Source organism: Pseudarthrobacter sp. YAF2, from assembly GCF_052113345.1.
Classification (GTDB): domain Bacteria; phylum Actinomycetota; class Actinomycetes; order Actinomycetales; family Micrococcaceae; genus Arthrobacter.
Genome location: NZ_JBFRDA010000020.1, coordinates 22,000 through 42,960, shown reverse-complemented (window position 1 = coordinate 42,960; position 20,961 = coordinate 22,000). Strand labels below are relative to the sequence as shown.

Here is a 20,961-nt window from a genome sequence, read left to right as displayed (position 1 = left end):
GGGCGTGGCTTAGCTCCCCGAGTGGGCCTGCAGGAAGCTGTACACCTCGGTCTCGTCCACGCCCGGGAAGGCACCGGGGGGCATGGCGGCCAGCAGGTGCGAGTGCGCCCGCGCCGAGGGCCAGGCGTTCCCGGCCCACTGGTTGGTCAGCTCGGCAGGCGGGCGCTTGCAGCAGGTGGGATCCGGGCAGTTGGAGGTGGCCCGGGCGGTGGTCTCCCGGCCGCGAAACCACTTCACGTGCTGGTAGGGCACCCCAATGCTCAGGGAGAATTCTCCGGCGGCAGAGCGCTCCGTGCGGGCGGTGCACCAGTACGTGCCCGACGGTGTATCCGTGTACTGGCTGTAGGCGCTGAACTTGTCGGGAACGTCGAACACTGCCCTTGACGTCCAGGCCTTGCACGACGGCTGGCCCTCAATGGCGCCGGTGTGGTCCTGGGGGAAGTTCACGCCGTCGTTCTCATACGCCTTGTAGATGATGCCGCTTTGGTGGGTCTTCTGGAAATGCGTGGTGAGCCCCAGGTGCTTGGTGGCCAGGTTGGTGAACCGGTGCGCTGCTGTCTCGTAGGAGACCGCGAACGCGTCGCGGATATCCTCCACCGCGATCTCCTTGGCGGCTTTGGCTTTTTGCAGGAATTCCACCGTGGCTTGCTCGGGCAGGAGCAGGGCGGCGGCAAAGTAATTGGTGGCCACGCGCTGGGCCAGGAAGTCGCCGTAGTTCTTGGGCGTCTCGTGCCCCAGGACATAATGGCCAAGGGCCTGGAGCAGCACCGAGCGGGGGTCGTGGTCCTGCCGCTGGCTTTGCGTCAGGTAAATTTTGCGGTTCTTCAAGTCGGTCACGGAACGGGTGGAGTGCGGCAGATCGCCCACATGGTGCAGGGTGAAACCCAGGTGCGCGGCGATGTCCGCGATAACGTGCTGGCTCAGTGGACCGGTGGTGTAGCCCACCTCCTTGAGGACCTTCTGGGCCTCCGCTTCATATTCGGGAAAATAGTTCCCCCGCTCCCGCATCATGGCCCGCAGTTCGCCGTTGGCCCGCCGGGCTTCCTCGGGGGTGGCCACCTGCTCGTTCATCTTCCGTTCGAGCTCGTGCAGCAGCCCCACCTGGGCTTCCAGCACGTCCACCGGCAGCCGCGAACTGATGCGGATCCTGGGCAGGCCCAAGGACTCGTACAGCGGTCCGCGCTGGTACCGCTCCAGCTCGATTTCAAGGGCGGCGCGGCGGCTGGGCGGCTCGGCCCCCAGCAGTTGGTCGATGCTGACATTGAGCGCCCCCGCGAGGTGCTGGAGCAGGGTCAGCTTGGGCTCACGCTTGCCGTTTTCGATCAGGCTGAGCTGGCTTGGAGCGGTGCCGACGGCGGCGCTCAGGTCATCGAGGGTAAGCCCGGCTTGTTTGCGCAGATGGCGGACACGGCGGCCCAAGGCGATGACGTCCAGTTCCGCCACGGCGGCGGACGGCGGCTGCGAAACGTCCCGGTTCCAGCTTGAAGGTGACATTTTTGAAGAATACGGGAAGAAGTGCATTTCTTTCCATACTTTCTATCTAGAAAGGGGGTTGAAAGTGCTGAAAAGTAGTGGCTACGGAAAGAAACACCGCACCGGATAGGCCGGTGGGAACCTCAACGACGCGGTTCCCACCCACCTCCTCCGGAGCTCAATCAAGGAGATCAACGATGACTGCAGCATTTGAGCCCACCCAGCAGACGCCCGAACAGCAGGCCGCCGCCCTGGAGCTCGAGTGGGCCGCCAACCCCCGCTGGGAAGGTGTGACCCGGGACTACTCAGCTTCCGACGTCGTCCGTCTCCGGGGCCGTGTCTCCGAAGAGCACACCCTGGCCCGCCGCGGATCGGAGAAGCTGTGGAAGCAGCTCACCGAGGAGCACAAGGAAGGCAAGTACACCAACGCCCTGGGTGCCCTCACCGGCAACCAGGCGGTGCAGCAGGTCAAGGCCGGCCTCCGCGCCATCTACCTCTCCGGCTGGCAGGTCGCTGCGGACGCGAATAACTCCGGCCACACCTACCCGGACCAGTCGCTCTACCCCGCCAACTCGGTGCCCACCGTGGTCCGCCGCATCAACAACGCCCTGCTCCGGGCCGACCAGATCGAATTCTCCGAAGGCATCCAGACCGTCGAGGACTGGATGGTCCCCATCGTTGCTGACGCAGAGGCCGGCTTCGGCGGACCCCTCAACGCCTACGAACTGATGAAGTCCATGATCCAGGCCGGCGCTTCGGGTGTTCACTGGGAAGACCAGCTCGCCTCGGAGAAGAAATGCGGCCACCTGGGCGGCAAGGTCCTCATCCCCACCCAGCAGCATGTCCGCACCCTGAACGCCGCCCGCCTGGCCGCCGACGTCGCCGGTACCCCCACCGTCGTCATCGCCCGCACCGACGCCGAGGCAGCAACCCTGATCACCTCGGACGTGGACGAACGGGACCAGGAATTCATCACCGGCGAACGCACCCCCGAGGGCTTCTACAAGGTCCGCAACGGCATCGAACCCTGCATCGCCCGCGCCAAGGCCTACGCCCCCTACTCGGACCTCATCTGGATGGAAACCGGTACCCCGGACCTGGAGCTGGCCCGCAAGTTCGCCGAATCGGTCAAGGCCGAGTTCCCGGACCAGATGCTCTCCTACAACTGCTCGCCGTCGTTCAACTGGCGCAAGCACCTGGACGACGACACCATCGCCAAGTTCCAGCGCGAACTCGGCGCCATGGGCTTCACCTTCCAGTTCATCACCCTGGCCGGCTTCCACGCCCTGAACTACTCGATGTTCGACCTCGCCCACGGTTACGCCCGTGAAGGCATGAGCGCCTACGTCGAGCTCCAGGAAAAGGAATTCGCCTCCGAATCCCGCGGCTACACCGCCACCAAGCACCAGCGCGAAGTCGGCACCGGCTACTTCGACACCATCTCCACGGCGCTCAACCCCAACGCCTCCACCCTCGCACTGGTCGGATCGACCGAAGAGGGCCAGTTCCACTAGTAACTTACGACGGCGGGCTTTGCCTCCGGCCTTCGGACCGGCATCGCTCGGCGGGCTTTGCCTCCGGCCTTCGGACCGGCATCGCTCGGCGTGCTATTCCCCATGGCCGGCTTCTTACCTCGCTGAGCGAGGACGAAGCCGGCCACAGGGCCCCTTTTACGCACGCTGCCGCGACACCGGCTCCTCGGCCTAGTGCCAAGCTCACCTCATGTGCCAAGCGCCGCCGTCGAACTTCCCTTTCGTCTTTAAGGAGACTGAAATGAACAGCTTCACTGACAGTTTTACGATCAATGGCATAACCCTCACCGCGCAGCCCATTTGCCGGCAGGACGAGGTGCTCACGCCGGATGCACTGGCCTTCATTGCAAAGCTGCACCGGGCTACCGCTGAGCGGCGGCAGGAGCTGCTGCAGGCACGGCGGGCACGGCGGGCCGATATTGCTGCCGGCGCGGACCCCCGTTTCCTGCGGGAAACCGAGGAAATCCGGAATGATCCGTCGTGGCGGGTCGCTCCCCCGGCCCCGGGTCTGGAGGATCGCCGTGTGGAGATCACAGGTCCGGTGGACAAGAAAATGACCATCAACGCCCTGAACTCCGGGGCCAAGGTATGGCTGGCGGACATGGAGGACTCCTCCACCCCCACCTGGCGCAACGTCATCAAGGGGCAGCTGAACCTCACCGACGCGCTGGAACGCCGGATCGACTTCACCAGCGAGGAAGGCAAGGAGTACAAGCTGAAGCCGGCCGGTGACCTGCCCACCATTGTGGTCCGCCCCCGCGGCTGGCACCTGCCCGAGAAGCACATGCTCATCGACGGGCAGCCCATCGCCGGCGGCATCGTGGACTTCGGCCTGTTCTTCTTCCACAACGCACGCCGCCTCCTGGCCCAGGGCAAGGGCCCCTACTTCTACCTCCCCAAGATCGAGAACCACCTCGAAGCAAGGCTGTGGAACGACATCTTCGTCCTGGCCCAGGACCTGTTGGGCATACCGCAGGGCACCATCCGCGCCACCGTGCTGATTGAAACCATCACGGCCGCGTTCGAAATGGAGGAGATCCTCTACGAACTGCGGGACCACGCCTCAGGCCTGAACGCCGGCCGCTGGGACTACATCTTCTCCCTGATCAAGAACTTCCGCACCCGAGGACCCCGCTTCGTCCTCCCCGACCGCGGCCAGGTGACCATGACCCAACCCTTCATGCGCGCCTACACCGAACAGCTGGTCCGTGCCTGCCACAAGCGAGGCGCCATGGCCATCGGCGGTATGGCGGCAGCAGTCCCCAACCGCAAGGACCCGGAAGCCAACGCCAACGCGCTGGAGAAGGTCCGCGCCGATAAGACCCGCGAGGCCAACGACGGCTTCGACGGTTCCTGGGTGGCCCACCCCGACCTGGTCCCCGTGTGCCGGGAAGTGTTCGACGGCGTCCTGGGCGCCAAGCCCAACCAGCTGGACCGGCTTCGCGAGGACGTCACCCCCGATGACCGCGCCCTGATCAACGTGGCCGCCACCACCGGCACCATCACCGAACAGGGCATCCGGAACAACATCGAAGTGGGCATCCGCTACATCGAGTCCTGGCTCCGCGGCAACGGCGCCGTTGCCATCCACAACCTCATGGAGGACGCCGCCACCGCGGAGATCTCCCGCTCCCAGCTGTGGCAGTGGATCTACGCCCGGGCCATCACGGACCACGGCGAGATCATCAGCCACGAATGGGTGGAGGAACTCCTGGACGAGGAATTCGCCCGGCTGGAACGCTTCGACGGCGACCGGTTCGAGGACGCCCGCGACATCTTCGAGGAAGTCACGCTCAGCCGTGAGTTCCCGTCCTTCCTGACCCTCCCCGCTTACGCCCGCTACCTCACCGAGGCCCGCGAGAAAGCCACGGTCGAGGAACTGGCGGCCGCCTGACCCATCGGGAACTTCCGTCCGCCGGGCCGGCACGCCCTCCGCAACAGGCCCCCAGAAATCCGGGGCGCCGGCCCGGCGACGGAGCACCATCAAACGCCCGCTCATTTGATGCGGGAAAACCCAAAACGCCCGCTCACTTTCCCAAAGAAAGTGAGCGGGCGTCCCCGTAATTCCTGCATTAGATGAGCGGGCGTTGGGGAATGTCGGGCGGGTAGGGGACGATGGCGCACCGCGCCTTAGCGGCCCTTGGGCACCTTTCGCACGGACAGGGTGGTGCTGGCAAAGAAGGTCACCACGGAGGCCAGGATGACCAGCAGGGCCGGCGTCCAGGACCCGGACGTGTCGTGGACGAAGCCCACCAGCGGAGGGGCAACGGCGGCGAGGCAGTAGCCAAGGCCCTGGACCGTTGCGGACATCCGGCCGGCGGAGGCCTGGTCGCGGGCCAGCTTGATGATGGCGATGAAGATCAGCGTGATGCCGCCGCCCTGGGCGATGCCGCCGGACGTGGACCACAGCCACCACAGCTGCGGCAGGACCAGGAGCCCCACGGGAACGGCAAGCCACAACGTCCCCAACGTGACCGCCACCGCCGTCGTGCTCATGTATTTGGCTGCAAACGGAACGCCGAGTCCGCCCACGATCGCCAGGATCTGGAAGATCGAGGACGCGGCGCCGGCCTCGGTGGTGGACATGGCCAGTTCGTCGTGCAGGTAGCTGGGCAGCCAGGCGGTCACGCCATAGTAGGAGAAGGCCTGGCCGCCGAAGCCCGCAGTCAGTCCGAAGGTGGTCCAGCCGGAACTGCGCGCCGGGGCTTGCGGCCCGTCCCCGTCGTCCCCCTCACCCGATACCAGGAAAGCCGTGCGCGGCCCCACGGCCAGGACCCACACCACAATGGCGGCGACCGCAAGGACGGCGACGGCGGCCAGCGCAAGCCGCCACCCGGTGAACGCGGCCAGCGGCGCCATGGCCACCGAGGTCAGGAATGACCCGATATTCAACGCTGCCGTGTAAATCCCCATGGCGGTCCCCTGCCGGCGCGGCGCGAAATCGCGGCGGATGATCAGGGGCACCGCAATGTTGCCCACCGTGATGGCCACCCCGATGAGCACGGTACCGGCCACCACCAGTACCGGGCCGCCGGCGGAGCGGACCAGCACTCCGGCCAGCACCCCCAGGATGGTCAAGGTGACGGCGAACTCCGCCCCAAACCTCCGCGCCGCCAGGGAGGCCAGCGGAGCAGCGAGCGAGAAGCAGAGCACGGGGATGCTGGTCAGCAAGCCGAGCAGGACCGGCGAGAAGTGCAGTTCCGCCTGCATGAGGTCCACAACGGGCGCGACCGCCACGAAGGGACCCCGAAGGTTCAGGGCCAGCAGGCCGATGCAGGCCAGCAGGATCCAGCTCTTGGGCATGCGGGAAAGGACGCCGGCGCTCACAGGGACAACATCGGGAATGGGCTTGGATTCATCACCCTCATTGCTATCACGCCGCGCGTGCCCCGGGCTCCAGGCGCCCTCCCGGAAAACCCTGCCATACGATGAACGTGACCTTGGACGAATGGACACCGCAAAGGACCACCATGACGCACCGGCTTGCCATCCTTGATGACTACCAGGACGTGGCCCACGGCTTCGCCGACTTCACGGCACTGGAGGCGGCGGGCGTCACCGTCACCTCGTACCGGGAGCCCTTCGCTTCCCGCCACGCCCTGGTCTCGGCGTTGGCGGACACCACCATGGTTATCGCCATGCGGGAGCGGACCGCGTTCCCGCGTGAGGTGTTCGAGGAGCTTCCGGCCCTTCAACTGCTGGTGACCACGGGCATGGCCAACGCCTCCATCGACGTCGCTGCGGCAAGCGAGCACGGGGTCACCGTGTGCGGCACGCCCGGCTCCCCCACCGCCGCCCCGGAGCTGACCTGGGCCCTGCTGCTGGCCCTCGCCCGGCACCTGCCGGCCGAGGAAAACTCGCTGCGCGCCGGTACCTGGCAGTCCACCGTGGGCTTTGAGCTGGCCGGGAAGACCCTTGGCATCGTGGGGCTGGGCAAGATCGGCCGGCGGGTGGCAGCGTACGGCCAGGCTTTCGGGATGGACGTGGTGGCGTGGAGCCGGAACCTGACGGCGGAGTCCGCGGCGGAAGCCGGCGCGCGCCTGGTCTCCAAGGAGGAACTCTTCACTATCGCCGACGTCGCAACCCTCCACCTGCGGCTCTCCCCGCGGTCCGAAAACATCGTGGGCGAGGAGGAACTGCGGCTGCTCGGCCCAGAGGGCATCCTGGTGAACACGGCACGCGGTCCCCTGGTTGACCAGGACGCGCTCCTCAGGGCGCTGACCGAGGGGTGGATCCGCGGCGCCGCCCTGGACGTCTTCGACCAGGAACCGCTGCAGGCCGGGCATCCGCTCCTGGCCGCACCAAACACGGTGCTCTCGCCCCACCTGGGCTACGTCACGCAGGAAAGCTACCGGCAGTTCTACGGCGGAGCCGTCGAGGACATCACCGCCTGGCTGGCCGGCTCGGCCATCCGCACCATCACGGCCTGAGCCGGGAGGAACCGCATGACCCACACCATCCGGACAGCAACAGCGGACGACGCCGGCCCGCTGGCCGCGCTGGCGGCCGTCACCTTCCCGCTGGCGTGCCCGCCGTCGTCGTCACCGTCCGACATTGCCGCGCACCTGGCCAACACGCTCAGCGAAGAACACTTCAGGGGTTACCTCGCGGATCCGGACACCACCATCCTGGTCATCGACGCTGACGGCCGACTCACCGGCTACAGTCTGTTGGTGGACCGGCCCGCCGCGGACCCGGACGTGGCTTCCGCGCTGACGCTGTTGCCGTCAGTGGAAATCAGCAAGTGCTACGTCCACCCGGATTACCACGGGCTGGGCGCTGCCGCTGAGCTCATGCACGCCAGCCTCGAGGCTGCCGCAGCATCCGGCGCCGCCGGAGCCTGGCTGGGCGTCAACAGCCAGAATGCCCGGGCCATCCGCTTCTATGAAAAGTCCGGTTTCCGCAAGGCAGGAACCAAGTCCTTCCGGCTGGGCAGCACTGTGGAACACGACTTCGTGCTGCAACGGCCCCTCCCTTAGGGGCAAAGACCCCCGGCGGGGCCTGGCCAGTGCAGCCGTGCCAGTGCTCCTCCTTAGTTGAGCCTGCGGACACCGGGGCCGGCGGCTGCCTCCTCCAACGGGTAGGCAAGCGGCGGCCGCGGTTCGGCCAGGAGCTTCAGGCCTGGCGGCAGGCCTTCGATGGTGCCGCTGGATCCGGTGGCACTGATGGTCACCCGGCTGGTATCCAGCAGGACATTTTCCGCCCGGAAGGTTCCCACGGATTCCGGCAGGATCGGAGCCAGGTGCACCACCCCGCGGGTGAAGACGGGGTCGAACCGCAACAGAATCCGCGCCAGCTGCACCGGCGCCGCCGCGGCCCAGGCCTGGGGCGAACATGCTGTGGGATACGGAACCGGGCCGGGGTATTCGCCACGGTCAAACCCGCAAAACAGTTCCGGCAGGCGGCCGTCGAAATGCCGGGCGGCATCGAGGATCCCCAAGGCCACCCGTTTGGCCTCGTCCACGAACCCGTACCGCATCAGACCGGTGGCCACCAATGCCGTGTCATGGGGCCACACCGAGCCGTTGTGGTAGCTGACAGGGTTGTAGGCGCCCATGTCCGAAGCCAGTGTTCGGATGCCCCAGCCGGTAAACATCTGCGGCGACATCAGGTTCTCCATGACGGACACGGCTTTGTCTTCGTCCACGACGCCCGTCCAGAGGCAGTGGCCGATGTTGGAGGTCAGCGCATCGACGGGCCGTTTGTCCTTGTCCAGGGCCACCGCGAAGTAGCCCTTGTCCGGCAGCCAGAACCTCTTGTTGAACTCCTCCTTGAAGGCCGCGGCCTTGTCGGACCAATGCTTTTCCAGGTCCGGATCCCCGGTCCAGTGGGCCAGCAGCGACCTGCCCAGGTAGGCCGCATAGACATAGGCCTGGACCTCGCAGAGCGCGATGGGGGCTTCCGCGATGGTCCCGTCCGCGAAATTGATGCCGTCCCAGGAGTCCTTCCAGCCCTGGTTCACCAGGCCATGGTCGTTGGGCCGGAGGTACTCCACGAAGCCGTCGCCGTCGCGGTCGCCGTACTTCTCGATCCATTCCAGGGCCCGGTCCGCGTGCGCCAACAGCGGCCGGATCGCGTCCCGCGAGAGTCCCCACCGGCTCAGCTCGCCCAAAGTGGACACGAAAAGGGGGGTTGCGTCGGCCGTGCCGTAGTACGCCGTACCTCCCAGGGAAAGGCCGGCAGTGACCCCGAGCCTGACCTCGTGCGGGATGCGGCCGGGTTCCTCCTCGGAATCCACATCCACTTTCCTGCCCTGGATCCCGGCCAGCGTTTGGAGCGTGCCCAGGGCGAGGTTGGGGTTGACCATCATGCTCATGTAGGACGTCAGCAGCGAGTCCCGGCCGAACAACGCCATGAACCAGGGCGCCCCGGCCGCCACCGCGGCACGGTTGGGATGGTGCGGGTCGAAGATGCGCAGGGCACCAAGATCGCTCTGGCTCCGGTTGAGCACGTTCTGGAAGCCGGAGTCCTCAATGCTGATCCGCGGAACGCCTTCCTCCCAGTCCAGGTGCCGGCGCACGCCTTCGCGGTGGTGCGGCAGCCGCCCCTCCTTGAAGGGCTCCTCCGGTGGCTCACCGTTGACCAGGGGCACCACAATGACGCTGGTGCTCCACTTGCCGCGGGCAGGAACAGTGACATGGAACCGCAGCCCGTCCGTGCTGACCTCTGCTCCCCGTGCGCCGACGGCGGAGCCTCGTTGCTGGCCATGCCGTGAGGCTTCGATGACGAGCCTGCCGTCCTGGACGGCCCGGGTCGTGTCGTCCAGGCCGCTGGTGCGGCCGCCCTTCACTTCGAAGAGGTCTGCCTGGTCCGCGTCCACGAGCAGCTCGATGTCGCACTCCACGGGTTCGGCGGCATAGTTTTCCAGGGAAATGTCGTCCTGCAGCCCTGGACCGATGTGGCGGACTTGGCGGACCACCAGGGGACTATCGAACCTGCCGCCGGGCCATTTGGCGCGGCCCACGAATGTGGCCTCGAACGGTTGCGGACGCTGGGCAGACAAGGGTTCGCGCAACGAGCCGTTGATGCGGAGCATCCAGCGCGAGATGATGCGCGTGTCCTGGAAGAAGGCGCCGTTGGTGCCGGCGTCAGGGCTGATGTCACCCGTGCCGGAGGAGATGCAAAAGGAAGAACCCTCCAGGACGGTGACGGCCCCGACGTCGGATCCTCCAGCCTCGTTGTCCTCATTCCAAGCGGTCATGGAAGGGCTCCCTTCTCAGGCGGAATGTTGCCGGGGAGCTGAAAGCCAGCCTGCCCCCTTAACGATTCTGGTGCACCGGCGGGGTAACCGGAACCCCTCCCGGCAATCTCCCGGCCAGCAGGTCGTCAAAGAGCCTGAGGTGCTGCGCCACCATCCGTTGGGCACTGAACCGCTCCTCCACTGACGCCCGGCAACGTTCCCTGCTGAGGCCTGGGGCAGCCTCAACGAAACCCGGCAGTTCCTCCAGCTGCCCCAGGAAGCCCGTGCGGCCGTGCTCCACGATCTCGGGGGCCGAGCCGATCCGCGTCCCGATGACGGGAGTCCCGGTGGCCAACGCCTCGATCATCACCAGGCCGAAGGGTTCTGACCACTGGATGGGGTTCAGGAAGGCCGCAGCCTCACCCATCAGGCGGTACTTGGCGGCATCGTCGACTTCCCCCACGAAGTCCTCGTTGGGCCCGAGCATCGGTTCGATGACCTCCCGGAAATAGCGGATCTCGTCCGGTTCCTTCATCTTGACAGCGATCTTCAGGTGCATACCGGCGCGCCGGGCAATCGTGATGGCCTCCAGCAGACCCTTGTCATGGCACGCGCGCCCCACGAAACACAGGTACCCGCCACGTCCGCTGCCAACAGGGACGGCGGAAACGTCCATTCCGTGATGGATCACCTGGGTGACAGGAACTTCCGGAGCATGGGACGCCTGGTCACGGGAGATCGCCACGATGGCCACATTCCGCGCCATGGCCCGGTACAGGTCCTCGGCCTCCTTGTGGAGGGGGCCGTGGATGGTGGTGACCACCGGGACATTGGCGGGACGGCCGGCATAGAGGGGGCCGGCCAACGTATGGTCGTGAATGACGTCCACGTCCTGCAGCCCCTTGTAGGCCCGGATCACGTGGCTGAGTTCGGACATGGTCAAGCCGAGATCGTCCCGGGACGCAGGCCGCATTCCCGGTACCAGCGGAACAGGACAGGCGCTTTCGGTTGGCGCGGCCAGCAGTACCTCGTGGCCGGCGGCCAGAAAGCCCCGCGCCAAGGTATCCACAACCCTTTCGATGCCTCCGTAGGTGACAGGAGGAATGGGAATCCATGGCCCCGCAATAAGTCCAATTCGCATATCTGGCCTCCAAGGAACGAGGCCCGAGCTCCCCAGCCGCCAGGCACATCCCGCCGCGGGACATGCAGGTCCCGTGGTCTTCTAAGTTTGTGGCGTCTGCTTCACCTACTTCAGAACTATTGCCCACCACGGCGCAGCGCACAAGACCCCCTTGTGGGATAACTCATAGCCGCCGGCCGGAATGGCAACCCCTGCCGGCCGGTTATGCAGACCATGAAGATTGAGATCTGGTCCGACGTCGCCTGCCCGTGGTGCTTCATTGGCAAGCGCCGCTTTGAGGCTGCCCTGGCATCCTTCCCGCACCGGGATGCCGTTGAAGTCGTGTGGCGGAGCTACCAGTTGGATCCCGGCCTGCCGGATCACTTCGATGGCACCGAGTTGGAATACCTGAGCAGCCGCAAGGGGATGCCGGCCCAGCAGGTCTCGCAAATGTTCGAGCATGTGGCGCACCAGGCCAGGGACGAGGGCCTGGACTACCGCTTCGACAAGGTGGTGGTGGCCAACAGCTTCACGGCACACCGGCTGATCCACCTCGCTTCCGCCCACGGCAAGCAGGACGCGGCCAAGGAGCGCCTGCTCAGCGACCACTTTGAGCACGGCAAGGACATCGGCAGCCGGGAGTACCTGGCCGGCCTGGGCCGGGAGTTGGGCCTGCCGGACAACGAGGTGGACGAACTGTTCACCACTGACAAGTACTCGGACGCTGTCCGGTCCGATTTCCGGGAAGGCCAGTCCCTGGGCATCAGCGGTGTCCCGTTCTTTGTCATCGACCGCAAGTTCGGGCTGTCCGGCGCCCAGCCCGCGGAGACGTTCACGCGTGCGCTCAACCAGGCGTGGCAGGAAGCCGACCCGTTGGTGCTCGTCAATTCCGCCGAGGCCGGGGCCTGCGGGCCGGACGGCTGCGCAATCTAGCGCCTTTTACTGACACATCGCGGTAAAGTGTCTGCATGCCCAGGATTTCAGCGGCCAGCAACGCCGAACAACGCGCTGACACCCAGCGCCGTATCCTCACAGCCTTCGGCGAGCTCCTCTTCACCCACGGCCTTCCCGGGTTGACCATGACGGACGTGGCCCGGCACGCAGGGGTGGGCCGTACCGCCGTCTACAACTACTACGCGGATATCGAAGAACTGTTGATTTCGTACGCGCTGGAGGAGACGGAGAAGTTCCTCACGGAGCTGCGCGACTCGCTGGGCCGCCTGCAGAACCCGGTGGAACGGCTGGCCCTGTACGTCCGTGCCCAGGTGGTTGACCTCAGCCGCCGCCACCTCCCGCCCGGACCGGCCATGGGGGCGGTGCTGTCGCCGTCGTCCTTTGCAAAACTCTCCGACCATGTCAGCGAGCTCAGCACCCTGCTGCAGGGCATCCTTCGTGATGGCATGGAGCAGGGCTACCTGCCGGTGGCTGACGTGGGGCAGCAGGCCCAGTTGATCCTGGGCACACTGTCCTCCAGTGCCGCCAGGGGCAGTGACGAACCTGCCGAGCTGGAAGCGCGCGTGGCCAGGACTGTGCGGTTCATCCAGTTGGGGGCCGGGGCAAGGTTCGACGACGGCGGGCAGCCCCTGCCCGTGGCCGGCCTCCCGGCGGCAGCCGGCCAAGGCCTGGTCAGCGCGCCGGGACGGCTGCCGGCGTAACGGGAAGCTTGTTGGTGTCCGCCGTGCGGCGGCTTTCCCTGGGGCAGCCCAGTGTGCCGGGGGTCTGGTCCACCAGCTCGGCCGGGACGAGCGCCGCGAAGTCATGGGCCAGGATCACGTCCACGCTGGCGTCGGTCCTGCTGTCCTGGAAGTAGTCGGACCCCGGCACATTGCGCTGCACCGTGAAGGCGGCGGCCTGCCCGGCCGCGCCCGAGACCACCGCTGCAACGCCCCGGTAGCCGGCGTTGACGTTCGACACGTTGCCCACCACGAACTTCCGCGCCAGGAACTCATCCGCCACGGAACGGGCCAGGCCGGCCCGGGTGGTGGAGTTATAGACGTTGAGGTTGATCTTGTCATTGGGCGTGTAGTCGAACACCGCAGCAGGGCACGACGACACAGGCTTCTGGCTCGGCTCGGCCGTCGGCACCTTCAGGCGCCCGTTAATGATGGCCAGGGCAACGATGATGGCGGCGGCGATCATCCCCATTAACAGGACCAGCACCACACCGTGCAGAACGCGGCGGCGGACCCGGGCCGTTTCGTCGGCGTCTTTGGCCGCCTCCATCGCAGCCCGCAACTCGGCGCCGGACACCACACGGTGGCCGTGCAGGACGCTGAGGTCCTTCGGCCCGCGGCTAGCCATCGAGCACCAGGACCCGGGCGTGGATCGCGGTGCGCTGGTGCAGTGCCGTCCGGACCGCACGGTGCAGGCCGTCCTCCAGGTAAAGGGTTCCCTGGTACTGCACCACGTGCGGGAACAAGTCGCCGAAGAAGGTGGAGTCTTCGGCCAGCAGCGCTTCGAGGTCCAGCGTGCGTTTGGTGGTCACCAGTTCGTCCAGCCGGACCGGCCGCGGCGGCAGCGACGCCCACTGTTTCGGGGTGCTGTAACCATGGTCGGGGTAAGGGCGGCCCTCGCCCACAGCTTTGAATATCACCATGCAACAGTAGGCACCGCGTTGCCCCAGCGAAAGTATCCCGGCGGTCCGGCGCCAGGTTGTAGCCAAACAGTGACCATCCGTCACATCGCTCCGTTCCCGGGCAACAGGGCGGTCCCTGCTGACAGAATGGAACCATGACCGCATCCGAGTCCCCTGCCATGTCCGCGCCCGGAACCCGCCTGCCTGCCACGCCCCCGCTGGCGCTGCTGCTGGATGTGGACGGGCCGGTGGCAAGCCCGGTGACGCGCGACGTGAAGCCGGACATCATCCTTGACCTGGTGGCACTCGCAGCGGCCGGAATTCCGGTCGTCTTCAACACTGGCCGCTCGGACGCGTTCATCCGGGAGCAGGTCATGGAACCGATGATCGCCGCCGGGATCCCGGCAGGAACCGTCATCCACGCTGTTTGCGAAAAGGGCGCCGTATGGTTCAGTTACACCTCCACCGGGCCCGGTCCCATCCACGTGGACCGGGAGCTGGCCGTGCCCGCAGGGTACGGCGATGACGTCCGGCGCCTGGTGGCGGAGGATTACGCCGCCCACATGTTCTTTGACGAAACCAAACGGGCCATGGTCTCGGTGGAGCAGCACATCGACGTGCCCAGCGCCGATTACCTGGCCGAGCAGAAACTGTTCGACGCTGACGCCATGGAGCTCATGGGCCGGCACGGCCTGGGCGTCGTGCGGCTGGACCACCATGCGCCCAATTCCGACGACGAAGTGGACTACCGGGTGGATCCCACCATCATCTCCACGGACATCGAGTCCGTGCGGCTGGGCAAGGACCTCGGCGCGAGCCGCGCGGTGGAACTGCTGGCCGCCGAAGGCATCACGCCGCAGGCCTGGCGGACGGTGGGCGATTCCCGGACCGACTATGCGATGGCCGACTGGCTGCACCACAACGACCACCCGGTAAAGCACGTTGACGTCCGGCCCGCGGATGGCGTGCCCAGCAAGCCCTACCCGGTTCTTACGGCAGCGGACCTGGGGCTGGACACCACGGTGATCCACGACGACGCCGGCGGCGCTTTCCTGCGTGCCTGGCGGGAGGCACTGGGCGCCTGAGCCCCTGCCGCGGCGGTCCGAAACCTGCTGTTACTACGGCAGGACTATCATGCAGGTAAGAAAGCTTACTTCGACCACCACGGAGACAACCATTACAGAAGCACCGGTCCAGGACGAGGTCTACTACGGCGGCCAAGCGTCCGTGGAGGAACAATTTCACGCTGAGATTACGTCGGCGGCGGCGGAGCAGCGGCTCAGGCACCGCCCCGACGTCATCCGGCACAAGGGCCGATACGCCCTGATCAACGACACCAGGACCCCTTACCAGGCCATGGTGGAAGACCTGCTGTTCCTGCGCAACGTCCTGGCGAACGCCGGCCTCGCCTACCTCCTGGTCCGCGGCAACAACGACCGGCCCGTGGTGGCGCTGGACTGGAAGAACCGGAAGAAACTCCGCGCGGCCCTGGTGGAGGCGTGCCGGGACGAGCCCTTCTACTCCATGACCGTGGATGCCAAGAAGAAGACCTCCGTCCTGGTGGCCGACGGTGAGCTGTCCTCCAACCGGCAGGCCCGGATCTTCCGCCTGTACCGCCCGCGGGTGGAACCGGTGGGCGGTTTCGAATTCGGCGCGTCCGCCGGCGTCCAGATCGAGCTGTGGTCCTTCGAAGGCGAGGAACTGATCCTCCCCATCGAGAACTCCCTGACCCGCCGGACCATGCTGCGGCAGGACGCTGTCCGCGGCACCGTGGAACGCTACGGCCACACCTGGCCCACCATCGAGAACATGTTTGCCGACCATGCCAGCGACATCAGCTTCGACATCGACCTGGTCTTTTCCTGGGTGGACGGAAGCTCTCCGGAATACATTGCCGCCCGCCGCGCACAGCAGCAGGGCGTGGTCCTTGGCGAGGGCGACGACCATGAGGCCCGGTTCCGGCAGATCAACGAGCTGAAGTACGCACTGCGCTCCGTATACATGTTCGCACCATGGATCCGCCGCATCTTCATCGCCACGGACTCCCCCGCTCCCGCCTGGCTGGCAGAGCACCCGTCCGTCACGATCGTCCGCAGCGAAGAGTTCTTTGCCGATTCCTCCGTGCTGCCCACGCACAATTCCCAGGCAGTCGAATGCCAGCTGCACCACATCGAGGGGTTGTCCGAGCACTTCCTCTACTCCAACGACGACATGTTCTTTGGCCGGCCGGTAGGCCCGGACATGTTCTTCACCCCTGGCGGCATCACCAAGTTCATCGAGGCCGAAACCAGGATCGGCCTGGGCGAGAACGCCGCGGAGCGCAGCGGGTTTGAAAACGCCGCCCGGGTCAACCGCAAGCTCCTCTGGAACCGGTTCGGCCGGATCACCACCCGCCACCTGGAGCACACCGCCGCTCCCCTGCGGCGCAGCCTCGTAGCCCAGATGGAGGAGGAGTTCCCGGAGGAGTTCCGGAAGACGGCGGCCAGCAGGTTCCGCGCGGCCGACAACATCTCCGTCACCAACTCGTTCTACCACTACTACGCCCTGCTGACGGGGCGCGCCGTCACGCAGACAGCAGCGAAGGTGCGCTACGTGGACACCACCATGCGGGCGGGCCTGAACTACCTGCCCAAGCTCCTCGCCAAGCGGAACATGGACTTCTTCTGCCTGAACGACGGCAGTTTCCCCGAAGTCAGTGCCGACGAGCGCGCAGAAGCCGTGACCGACTTCCTGGAAAAGTACTTCCCTATCAAGGCGCCCTGGGAAAAGTAAGTCCAGGCACGAATGCCCGGACTTACCGACTGACTCTCCCAGGAACCCGCCGCTCCTAGTTCCGGCTGCTCACTCCCTGCTTGGTGCTGCGACGCTGCTTGGCGGTTTCCGGGATCCGGACTCCGGCAGCTTCCAGGCGCCGGGCGGTTTCCTCAGGCGAGACGTACTCACCCACAGTGGCCGCATGGCCCATCGGCACCACGGAGTGCACAATCGTGTGCTCGTACACGTGCACCAGGTTGAAGGCCTGGCCGCCGTCCTGCCCGCGGGTGCCTCCCACCGGAACGTTGAGGTCCTGGGTGTAGCAGGAGGCGGAAGCGACCGAGACCGGGACGCCGGCGAAACTGGCCGTGGTGGAGTAATGCAGGTGGCCGGCCAGGATGGTGCGGACGTCAGAGTTACGGACCACCGCTGCCAGCGAGGCTTGGTCACGCAGTTCCACCAGCACCGAAAGATCGAGTACCGAAGGGACCGGCGGGTGGTGGAGCGCCAGTATGGTTCCGTCCGGGGCAGGCGTTTCCAGCTGCCGCGCCAGCCACTCCAGCTGCCCGGCACTCAGCTCGCCGTGGTGGAACCCGGGGACGGTGGTGTCCAGGGTGATGACGCGCAACCCGTTGATGAAATAGCTGTGGTCCACCGGTTCATCGGTGCCGGGCTGGTCCAGCAGGCCCCGGCGGAAGTTTGCGCGGTCGTCATGGTTTCCCATGGCCCAGATCACCTCGGCGCCGAGCTCCTCGCACGCAGGGTCCACGATGGCCCGCAGTTTCACATACGCTTCGGGATCGCCCTTGTCGGCAAGGTCGCCGGTGAAAATCACTGCCTCCGGCCTCGCGCCGGACGCCTTGACTTCCTCGAAGAGCTGGATGAGGCGTGCTTCGCTGTCGACGGTTCCGTAGAGGGGTTCTGGACCTCCCAACAGGTGGGGATCGCTCAAGTGGAGTAGGAAGTGGCGTGGCCGGGGATGCTCGGCCTCGATGTGCTCCATTGCTACCTCTATGGTCGGTGGGAAGCCGTTCTTCCCTTGTACCCTTCAGTAATATTTATCCAATCAGACATTTGGCAAACTTGGGGTGAATCGCCGGAGCTGATGTGGAAAAAATAAAAAGAACTGCGCTTCTGCAGACTTAATTCGGCCGGCCCGGCCTTTCAGCCCAGCGCTTCCTCGATCGCTTCGATGACCTTGGGCGAATCCGGCTCGACGGTGGGACCGAACCTGGCCACGACAGTGCCGTCACGGCCCACCAGGAACTTCTCGAAATTCCACTTCACCACCCCCGGAAGCAGGCCGGTCCGGAACTTGGTGAGCTCGGAATACAGCAGGTGCTGGTTCCTGCCACGGACGTCCGCCTTGGCAGTTAGTGGGAACGTAACCCCGAAGTTGCGCTCGCAGAACTCCGCGATTTCGCTGTCCGTTCCGGGCTCCTGGCCGGCGAACTGGTTGCACGGGACACCCAGGATCTCGAACCCGCGCTCGCGGAACTTTCCGTAGAGGGCCTCCAAGCCGGCGTACTGGGGCGTGAAGCCGCAGTTGGAGGCGACGTTGACCACCAACACGACTATTCCCTTGAATTGGCCGAAACTCGTCCTGGTGCCGTCATTGAGGTGCAGCGGGATCGGGTAGAGGGGTGCCGGGCGCTGTGTCTGCGGAAGGAAGCTCATACGGGGAATTCGTTGCCGTCGGCACGGTGTACGGGTCCGGACCAAAAATTCCTTGGCCTACGACGTCGTCGGGGCGGGTGTGGGCTCGACCGTCGTGGGGGCAGGCGCCGGCTCGAGCGTCGTCGGGGCGGGTGTGGGCTCGACCGTCGTGGGGGCAGGCGCCGGGTCCACCGTCGTCGGGGCAGGCGCCGGGTCCACCGTCGTCGGGGCAGGCGCCGGGTCAACCGTCGTCGGGACAGGCGCCGGGTCTGGATCAGTGGGTGCGGGAGTCGGATCAGTCGGTAACGGCGACGGCGACGGCGACGGATCAGTGGGCGACGTCGTCGGATCAGTCGTCGGAGCGGGCGCCGGAGCTGGATCAGTGGGTGTGGCAGTTGGATCCGTCGGTGACGGCGACGGGGACGCCGTCGGGACGCTGGGTGCAGGGTCGGACGATGGCGACGGCGCACCGGGCGAAGGCGCCGCAGCCGCCGGCGGGGCCGACGTCGTCAACTGCCCGTTGGACGTTGGCAGGACGGTGCCGTATTGCTCCGTGGCAGGCAGCAGCGGCGACGGCACGGGCGATGCTTCCAGGCCGGCGGCCGGGGACGTGCCCCGGTCCACCAGGAGCGGGATGGTCCAGCTGATCCTGCCGTCGGACAACCCCGGGCCGGGACCGTAGGAAACCATGCCGGCCGGAAGCGCTTGGCCCAGGGCGCGGAGCTGGAGGAAGCTCCAGTTCAACGGATTGGTGTAGCGGCCGTTTTGGATGGTCTCGAAGTGCAGGTGGCAGCCCGTGGACCAGCCGGTGGTTCCCACGCGGGCGATGACCTGGCCCACCTGGACCCGGTCTCCGGTATGGACGCCAATCGACTCAAGATGGTTGTACGTGGTGACGAGGCCGTCGCCGTGATCGATCTCCACCCGGTTGCCACCGCCCCAGGGATGCCATCCTGCAGCCCGAACCACCCCGGCGTCGGCCGCATAGACAGGGGTTCCGCAGGCGGCCGCATAGTCCTGGCCAAGGTGGAAGTCCCCCGCCGTCCCACTGAGTGGACTCACCCGGAAACCGAAGGGCGAGCTCGGAACGAGCAACTGGAGCGGTGCCATCAGGAAGCCTTCCGGTGGCCGGCCCACACCTGCCGGTCCGACTGTCAGGCCGGCCGCTGGATCCTGGAAACCGCCGATCGCTGCATGCGGGAAAGCCAGGGTGGCATGGGGATCGGAGGCGATCGCCGGCGGAAGGGACCCGGCACCAACCTGGTCCGAGGCCGGCGTCTCAGGGTTGCCTTGCACCGGCTGGGTGTTGGCAGCCCCGAACACCCCGGCCGACGCCACGGCACCGGGAGTCCCGGTCCGGTCCACCGCGCCGGCCAACCGTACCGGCCCTGCTGAATCGATGGAAAGATTGACGGCATAGACGGAAGCCGCGAGCACACCGGCAGTGGCCAGGGCACGGGCCACGTGGGGGAATGTACGCTGGACCGGCTTGCTGTTACCGGGCACCCAATGCTTGCCCATTGATTCACTCCAGGACGGGGCGTGCCGCACGTTGTCTCGACGGTACGTCCCATGGGACCACAGGTCAGTCCGCCGGGGAACCCTGGAGCAGGACAATGCGGGTTTTTTGTGGGCCTTAGGGGTGGGCGGCGCCTGCACCCTGCTCCGAAGACTGACGCGCTGGCTGAAATGGGCAAGAATGGCTCATGCGCAATGCCCTTCGTACGTGGCGGGATGAAATCAAGAAGACGTTCTCCGGGAACGCCGACGCACCGCCGGAATGGTCCCTGCGGCTCGCGGAGGGCGACGACGCCGGCTACCACTTGCCAGGTTCGGCGGTGTGGGCGGTGCACGGCTCCATGTCACCCATCGTGGGGGGAATCCGGACGCTGCTCATGCAGTCGCTCCATCCCGGGGCCTTGGCAGGCGTACACGAGCACTCCAATTTCCGCGAGGATCCCCTCCGCCGGCTCGCCAATACCATCCGTTGGATTTTCACGGTGACCTACGGTTCTACGGCTGCCTCGGAAGAGGCATCACGGCGCGTCCGCCGCCTCCATGAGCCGGTGCAAGGCAGCTACCAGGACAACGGCGGCGCGGCACGCGCGTACAGCGCCAACGATCCAGGGCTGGCGGCCTGGATCCACATCGCCTTTACGGACGGGTTCCTGGCCGCCCACAAAATCTGGGGCGGCCCCATCCCCGGCGGAGAGGATGCGTATGTCCGAGAGTGGGCCCAGGCCGGCCTGCTCATGGGCGTGGAGGAGCCGCCGGTCAGCGGGGCGCAGATGCGCAGCCAGTTGGACGCCTGGTATGAGCAGGGCGAACTGCGGGCAGACAGCCGGGTAAAGGAAACGGTGGAGTTCATCCGCAACGCTCCCCTCCATCCACTTTTGAGGCCGGGTTACCGCGTCTTGTTCGCCGGTGCCGTCTACAGTTTGGAGCCCCGGTACCGCCGGATGCTGGGCCTGACTGTTCCACGGCTGGGTCCCTTCCCCTTGCCGGTGAGGCTGGCAACGAAGGTGGTGCTCGGCGTCGTCCATCTCGCCCTTGGCGGACTTCGCAGGCGTAAGGGTCCCAGTGAATCAGCTGCGCTGGAGCGGTTGCGGCGCCTGGGCGGACCCGCCGCGGATTTGGCCTGACCTGCTGCCCGCCATCCCATGGGGAATGC

18 protein-coding genes are annotated in these 20,961 nt (G+C 66.3%); 9 read left to right on the top strand and 9 right to left on the bottom strand.

Translation table 11 applies throughout. From position 1 onward, the window contains the following. Positions 1-9 precede the first annotated feature (9 nt). Positions 10-1,521, bottom strand: coding sequence for a helix-turn-helix domain-containing protein (locus tag AB4Y79_RS18775; protein WP_441865033.1), 1,512 nt, complete (start codon positions 1,519-1,521; stop codon positions 10-12). Between the two features lie 149 nt (positions 1,522-1,670). On the opposite strand from AB4Y79_RS18775, the gene aceA reads away from it, so the two are divergent. Further along, positions 1,671-2,987, top strand: coding sequence for an isocitrate lyase (gene aceA, locus AB4Y79_RS18770; protein ID WP_441865031.1), 1,317 nt, complete (start codon positions 1,671-1,673; stop codon positions 2,985-2,987). Between the two features lie 259 nt (positions 2,988-3,246). Beyond that, a complete protein-coding gene (aceB, locus tag AB4Y79_RS18765) occupies positions 3,247-4,899 on the top strand; it encodes a malate synthase A (protein ID WP_441865029.1) in 1,653 nt (550 codons plus the stop codon). A 236-nt stretch (positions 4,900-5,135) separates the two neighbouring features. Here the strand turns inward: aceB and AB4Y79_RS18760 are convergent, their stop codons facing one another. Further along, on the bottom strand, positions 5,136-6,308 hold the full coding sequence (locus AB4Y79_RS18760) for an MFS transporter (RefSeq protein WP_441865145.1): 1,173 nt from the start codon (positions 6,306-6,308) through the stop codon (positions 5,136-5,138). A 167-nt stretch (positions 6,309-6,475) separates the two neighbouring features. On the opposite strand from AB4Y79_RS18760, the gene AB4Y79_RS18755 reads away from it, so the two are divergent. Then, on the top strand, positions 6,476-7,435 hold the full coding sequence (locus tag AB4Y79_RS18755) for a D-2-hydroxyacid dehydrogenase family protein (protein WP_441865027.1): 960 nt from the start codon (positions 6,476-6,478) through the stop codon (positions 7,433-7,435). Positions 7,436-7,450: 15 nt separating this feature from the next. Then, positions 7,451-7,984, top strand: coding sequence for a GNAT family N-acetyltransferase (locus AB4Y79_RS18750; protein ID WP_441865025.1), 534 nt, complete (start codon positions 7,451-7,453; stop codon positions 7,982-7,984). Between the two features lie 53 nt (positions 7,985-8,037). Here the strand turns inward: AB4Y79_RS18750 and AB4Y79_RS18745 are convergent, their stop codons facing one another. Next, the gene (locus tag AB4Y79_RS18745) at positions 8,038-10,206 is read right to left on the bottom strand and encodes an amylo-alpha-1,6-glucosidase (protein ID WP_441865023.1); all 2,169 of its coding nucleotides are present in this window, start codon (positions 10,204-10,206) and stop codon (positions 8,038-8,040) included. A 58-nt stretch (positions 10,207-10,264) separates the two neighbouring features. Then, positions 10,265-11,326 carry a glycosyltransferase family 4 protein gene (locus tag AB4Y79_RS18740; protein ID WP_441865021.1) on the bottom strand — a complete coding sequence of 354 codons (1,062 nt, stop codon included), beginning with the start codon at positions 11,324-11,326 and terminating at the stop codon, positions 10,265-10,267. 213 nt (positions 11,327-11,539) lie between these two features. On the opposite strand from AB4Y79_RS18740, the gene AB4Y79_RS18735 reads away from it, so the two are divergent. Together AB4Y79_RS18735 and AB4Y79_RS18730 are read left to right on the top strand one after the other, a co-directional pair. Beyond that, positions 11,540-12,238: a DsbA family oxidoreductase gene (locus AB4Y79_RS18735; RefSeq protein ID WP_441865019.1), complete on the top strand. Its 699-nt coding sequence runs from the start codon at positions 11,540-11,542 to the stop codon at positions 12,236-12,238. A gap of 35 nt (positions 12,239-12,273) precedes the next feature. Next, positions 12,274-12,960: a TetR/AcrR family transcriptional regulator gene (locus AB4Y79_RS18730; RefSeq protein ID WP_441865017.1), complete on the top strand. Its 687-nt coding sequence runs from the start codon at positions 12,274-12,276 to the stop codon at positions 12,958-12,960. On the opposite strand, the gene AB4Y79_RS18725 is transcribed toward AB4Y79_RS18730, so the two are convergent. Together AB4Y79_RS18725 and AB4Y79_RS18720 are read right to left on the bottom strand one after the other, a co-directional pair. Further along, a complete protein-coding gene (locus AB4Y79_RS18725) occupies positions 12,932-13,606 on the bottom strand; it encodes a LytR C-terminal domain-containing protein (RefSeq protein ID WP_441865015.1) in 675 nt (224 codons plus the stop codon). The two genes, AB4Y79_RS18730 and AB4Y79_RS18725, sit on opposite strands and share 29 nt — an antisense overlap. Next, entirely contained in the window at positions 13,599-13,898 is a 300-nt protein-coding gene (locus AB4Y79_RS18720; RefSeq protein ID WP_026264985.1) for a type II toxin-antitoxin system VapB family antitoxin, read from the bottom strand. Before AB4Y79_RS18720 ends, AB4Y79_RS18725 begins: the two co-directional genes overlap by 8 nt. A gap of 137 nt (positions 13,899-14,035) precedes the next feature. Between AB4Y79_RS18720 and AB4Y79_RS18715 the strand changes: the two genes are divergently transcribed. Further along, complete coding sequence (locus AB4Y79_RS18715) at positions 14,036-14,965, top strand: hypothetical protein (RefSeq protein WP_441865013.1); 930 nt, start codon at positions 14,036-14,038, stop codon at positions 14,963-14,965. A gap of 49 nt (positions 14,966-15,014) precedes the next feature. Then, on the top strand, positions 15,015-16,652 hold the full coding sequence (locus tag AB4Y79_RS18710; protein ID WP_441865010.1) for a stealth family protein: 1,638 nt from the start codon (positions 15,015-15,017) through the stop codon (positions 16,650-16,652). A gap of 55 nt (positions 16,653-16,707) precedes the next feature. Here AB4Y79_RS18710 and AB4Y79_RS18705 read toward each other — a convergent pair whose 3' ends face one another. The 3 genes from AB4Y79_RS18705 to AB4Y79_RS18695 form a co-directional block, all read right to left on the bottom strand. Continuing rightward, positions 16,708-17,637, bottom strand: a complete 930-nt coding sequence (locus tag AB4Y79_RS18705; protein ID WP_441865007.1) for a phosphodiesterase — start codon at positions 17,635-17,637, stop codon at positions 16,708-16,710. Between the two features lie 161 nt (positions 17,638-17,798). Beyond that, positions 17,799-18,311: a glutathione peroxidase gene (locus tag AB4Y79_RS18700; RefSeq protein WP_441865004.1), complete on the bottom strand. Its 513-nt coding sequence runs from the start codon at positions 18,309-18,311 to the stop codon at positions 17,799-17,801. Positions 18,312-18,368: 57 nt separating this feature from the next. Then, positions 18,369-19,811, bottom strand: a complete 1,443-nt coding sequence (locus AB4Y79_RS18695) for a peptidoglycan DD-metalloendopeptidase family protein (protein WP_441865001.1) — start codon at positions 19,809-19,811, stop codon at positions 18,369-18,371. A gap of 185 nt (positions 19,812-19,996) precedes the next feature. Between AB4Y79_RS18695 and AB4Y79_RS18690 the strand changes: the two genes are divergently transcribed. After that, positions 19,997-20,932 (top strand): oxygenase MpaB family protein, encoded by a 936-nt coding sequence (locus AB4Y79_RS18690; protein WP_441864998.1) that lies wholly within the window; start codon positions 19,997-19,999, stop codon positions 20,930-20,932. The last annotated feature ends 29 nt before the right edge of the window (positions 20,933-20,961 follow it).